This is a genomic window from Cellulomonas triticagri, assembly GCF_003696205.1.
GTDB lineage: Bacteria > Actinomycetota > Actinomycetes > Actinomycetales > Cellulomonadaceae > Cellulomonas > Cellulomonas triticagri.
Map to the genome: position 1 here is coordinate 1 of NZ_RFFI01000189.1, position 4,447 is coordinate 4,447.

The 4,447-nt window shown below is 77.2% G+C and carries 4 protein-coding genes and 1 pseudogene; 2 read left to right on the plus strand and 3 right to left on the minus strand.

The annotated features are described in order from the left end of the window. Both EBM89_RS19610 and radA read right to left on the minus strand, forming a co-directional pair. Window positions 1-337, minus strand: a pseudogene (locus tag EBM89_RS19610) (hypothetical protein); the annotation flags it as partial. A 70-nt stretch (window positions 338-407) separates the two neighbouring features. Continuing rightward, window positions 408-1,832: a DNA repair protein RadA gene (gene radA, locus EBM89_RS19615; RefSeq protein WP_122151274.1), complete on the minus strand. Its 1,425-nt coding sequence runs from the start codon at window positions 1,830-1,832 to the stop codon at window positions 408-410. Window positions 1,833-1,937: 105 nt separating this feature from the next. Here radA and disA point away from each other — a divergent pair, with 105 nt between their 5' ends. Then, window positions 1,938-3,014, plus strand: a complete 1,077-nt coding sequence (disA, locus tag EBM89_RS19620) for a DNA integrity scanning diadenylate cyclase DisA (protein ID WP_122151272.1) — start codon at window positions 1,938-1,940, stop codon at window positions 3,012-3,014. Between the two features lie 27 nt (window positions 3,015-3,041). On the opposite strand, the gene EBM89_RS19625 is transcribed toward disA, so the two are convergent. Further along, window positions 3,042-3,647 (minus strand): hypothetical protein, encoded by a 606-nt coding sequence (locus EBM89_RS19625; RefSeq protein WP_122151273.1) that lies wholly within the window; start codon window positions 3,645-3,647, stop codon window positions 3,042-3,044. A 132-nt stretch (window positions 3,648-3,779) separates the two neighbouring features. On the opposite strand from EBM89_RS19625, the gene EBM89_RS19630 reads away from it, so the two are divergent. Beyond that, window positions 3,780-4,447 (plus strand): iron-sulfur binding domain-containing protein (locus EBM89_RS19630; protein WP_147463638.1); only part of this gene is annotated, 668 nt, incomplete at its 3' end.

Sequence of the window (4,447 nt, forward strand, 5' to 3'; positions counted from 1 at the left end):
CGGGCTGCGGCGCGGCGCCGTCCGGAGTGGCGGCGTCGCGGCCGACCAGGTTCGGGTGCGTCCAGGTGGACCGGCGCTCGGCCGGGACCGGCGCGGATGCCGCGGTCGGGGTGGACGGGCCGGGCGCGGGCGCGGCGGGCGGGACCACGGGGATCGCGCCCGTGCGCAGCTGGCGGCGAGTCGGGATCGGCCCCGTCTCGGTGCTCACGCGCTCCGGCACCAGCGGGGCAGCAGGAGCGGGCGCGTCGTCCCCGCCGCCGCTGAGGCTCGGCCACGTCGGCCGGTTCCAGCCCCCGGCGGAGCCGCCGCTCCCCGTCGACCCGTCCGTGCCCGTCATGCCGTACTCCCTGCGCCGCCTGCGCGGACGCCGCGTCGCTGCCGCGGGCCCGTCTTCCGTCCGCGGCAGCCTACTTCGCGGAGGTCCCCCCGCCGGGGACCTCGGGGCGTGCGGTCTCGGCCCGGGTGAGCCGGACGGCCTCGCCGAGGTCGGCGGCCTGCGCGACCCGCATCCCCTCGGGCGCCTCGCCGGCGGCGAGCGACCCGGCGGGGACGACGGCGTGCGTGAACCCGAGGCGCGCGGCCTCGGCGAGCCGCCGGGCCGTGCCGGTGACGGGGCGGATCTCCCCGGCGAGCCCGACCTCGCCGATCGCGACCAGGCGCGGCGGCAGCGCGACGTTCTCCCGGCTGCTGACGGTCGCGAGGGCGAGCGCCAGGTCCGCACCGGGCTCGACGACCCGGGCGCCGCCGACGGTGGAGACGTACACGTCCTGGTCGCCGACCTTGAGCCCGGCGCGGCGCTGGAGGACGGCGAGCACCATGGCGAGGCGGGACCCGTCGACGCCGCTGGTGGTGCGGCGCGGGTTGGCGAGCATGCTCGGCGCGACGAGGGCCTGCACCTCGGTGGCGAGCGGTCGGCGCCCCTCCAGCGTGACGGTGACGCAGGTGCCGGGGACGTGGTGCCGCTCGTGCGAGAGGAACAGCCCCGAGGGGTCGGCCAGCCCGACGATGCCGGACTCCGTGAGGTCGAAGCAGCCGACCTCGTCGGTGGGGCCGAACCGGTTCTTGGTGGCGCGCAGCAGCCGCAGCCGCGAGTGCCGGTCCCCCTCGAACTGGCAGACCACGTCGACCAGGTGCTCGAGGGTCCGGGGTCCGGCGACGGCGCCGTCCTTGGTGACGTGGCCGACGAGCACGACGGGCAGTCCGCGCTCCTTGGCGGCGGAGATGAGGGACGCCGCGACCTCCCGGACCTGGGCGACGCCGCCGGGCGAGCCCTCGACGGCGGACGACGCGACGGTCTGCACGGAGTCGAGCACCAGCAGGTCCGGCTCGGTCTGCGCGAGGTGGCCGAGGATCGTCCCGAGGTCGGTCTCCGCGGCGAGCAGCAGGGTGTCGGCCAGCGCCCCGATGCGCTCGGCCCGCAGCCGGACCTGCCCGGCGGACTCCTCGCCGGTCACGTAGAGCACGGTCCGGCCGCCGGTCGCCGCGCGGGCCGCGACGTCGAGCAGCAGCGTCGACTTGCCCACGCCGGGCTCGCCCGCGAGCAGCACCACGGCGCCGGGCACGAGCCCGCCCCCGAGCACCCGGTCCAGCTCGCCGACGCCGGTGGGCCGGGAGCGGCTGGTCTCGACGTCGATCTCCGCGATCGGCCGCGCGGCGCCCCGCAGCGGCACCATGACCGCCGTGCGCGGGGCGGCCCCGCCGGGGCCGGTGTCCTCCGCGACGGAGCCCCAGGTCTGGCACTCGCCGCAGCGGCCGACCCACTTGGACGTGGTCCAGCCGCACTCGGCGCAGCGGTACGCGGGACGCGCGGACTTCGCGGTGGTGGTGCTCACGGCCGTCACGCTAGCCGCCCCCACCGACACCACCGTGACCGCATCGCAACGTCCACCGGCGCGTGCGGCGCGCCGCGCGTCGGGCCCTCCCCGTAGGATCGCGCCGTGCCCACCACCACGCCGCCCGACGACCTGCTGCGGCACACGCTCGCCGCGGTCGCGCCCGGCACCGAGCTGCGCGACGGGCTGGAGCGCATCCTGCGCGGCCGGACCGGCGCGCTCATCGTGCTGGGCCTCGACGCGACGGTGGAGAGCATCTGCTCCGGCGGGTTCGAGCTCGACGTGGAGTTCTCGGCCACCCGGCTGCGCGAGCTCGCGAAGATGGACGGCGCGATCGTCATGGACCCGGCCAGCCGGCGCATCGTGCGCGCGGCCGTCCAGCTGCTGCCCGACCCGACGATCTCCACCTCGGAGTCCGGCACCCGGCACCGCACCGCGGAGCGGGTCGCGAAGCAGACGGGGCTGCCGGTCATCTCGGTGTCCGCGTCGATGCGGATCATCGCGCTGTACGTGGGCGAACAGCGGCACGTGCTGGAGAACGCGGACGCGATCATGTCGCGCGCGAACCAGGCCCTCGCGACGCTCGAGCGGTACAAGGCCCGCCTGGACGAGGTCAGCGGCACGCTGTCCGCGCTGGAGATCGAGGACCTGGTGACGGTCCGCGACGTGTGCGTGGTCGTCCAGCGGCAGGAGATGGTGCGCCGCATCTCGGAGGAGATCGCGGGCTACGTGGTCGAGCTCGGCTCCGACGGCCGCCTGCTGTCGCTGCAGCTCGACGAGCTCACCGGTGGCATCGGCAGCGACAGCGAGCTCGTCATCCGCGACTACCTGGACTCCTCGCGCCGCGACGTCGAGGACATCCAGGCGTCCCTGGCCGCGCTGGACTCGACCGAGCTGCTGGACCTCGCGCTCATCGCCCGGGTGCTGGGCCTGCCCGCGGGCGTCGAGATGCTGGACGCCGCCGCCGGGCCGCGCGGCTACCGCCTGATGTCGAAGGTGCCGCGCCTGCCCGCCGCGATCGTGGACCGGCTCGTGGGCCACTTCAGCGGGCTGCAGAAGCTGCTGGCCGCGAACATCGACGACCTCATGGCGGTCGACGGCGTCGGCGAGCAGCGGGCGCGCGCGGTCCGCGAGGGCCTGTCGCGCCTCGCGGAGTCGAGCATCCTCGAGCGGTACGTCTGACCCTCCGGTCGACGCGGCCGCCCGGCCTCACTCCAGCCCGAAGACCACCGGCTCGGCCGTCACCCCGGCGAGGGTGAGCACCGCCTGGTAGGTGCCCGGCAGCGCCGCCGCCTGGTCGGGCGCGCAGCCCTCGACCGAGCGCACCCGGTCCCACTGCACCGGTCGCTCGTCGGCCTGGCCCGCGCCGAGCAGCAGGCTCAGCGGCTCGCCCGGGTCGCAGTCGGTGGACGCCCAGATGCGGTCGCTGCCGGACGTGACGACGATCTGCCGCTGCGCCCCGCCGGCGTCGACCAGGCACGGCTGGTCGCCGGTGTTGGTGAGCCGGAGCGTGAACGTCGGCAGCGCCCCCGCCGGGTAGGAGGCGGCGTCGGCGGACATCTCCGCGGTGAGCTGCGCCGGCTCGCACGCGGGGGTCCCGGTCTCCTCCTCCTCGGGCGGGGCGGAGGACTCGGAGGTCGTCGGCGGTGCGGCGTCGGCCGGGGTGTCCTCCCCGGAGCCGGAGACGGCGCGGACGAGGGCCTGCACGCCGATCACCAGCAGCACCACCACGGCGACCGCGACCACGAGCACGACCGCGCGCCGCACCCAGTACACGCGCGGGGGCAGCGAGCCCTCCGGCCGCAGCACGCCCATGTCCGGCTCCCTCTCGTCCCGCGCGACCGCGCTCGGCCGCCGCGATCACGCTAGCCCGCGCACCGGGCGGTCCGGCGGTGCCGCGCCGGGGGCGGTTGGGTGGCCCGGCGGTTCCCGGGTGAGGATGGGCCCGTGCCCGACCTCCTCGATCCCGTCGCGCCCGACGCCGTCCGGGAGACGGTGGTCGCGTGGTTCGACGTGCACGCCCGCGACCTGCCGTGGCGCGCCCCGGACCGCACCCCGTGGGGTGTGCTGGTCAGCGAGGTCATGCTGCAGCAGACGCCCGTGGTCCGGGTGGAGCCCGCGTGGCGGGCGTGGCTGGCGCGCTGGCCGGAGCCCGCCGACCTCGCCGCCGCGAGCCCCGCCGACGTGCTGCGGGCGTGGGACCGGCTGGGCTACCCGCGCCGGGCGCTGCGGCTGCAGGACTGCGCCCGCGCGCTGGTGGAGCGGCACGGCGGGCAGGTGCCCGACGACGAGGAGGCGCTGCTCGCGCTGCCGGGCATCGGCTCGTACACGGCGGCGGCGGTGCGGGCGTTCGCGTTCGGGCGCCGCTCGGTAGTGCTGGACACGAACGTGCGGCGGGTGCTCGCCCGCGTCGCCGAGGGGGTGGCACTGCCCGCCCCTGCGCTCACGGTGGGCGAGCGCCGTCTCGCCGAGGAGTACGTGCCCGCCGACGACGCCGGGGCCGCGCGGTGGGCGGCGGCGTCCATGGAGCTCGGCGCGCTGGTCTGCACGGCGCGGGCGCCGCGCTGCGGGGCGTGCCCGGTCGCCGACGCGTGCGCCTGGCGCCGCGCGGGGTC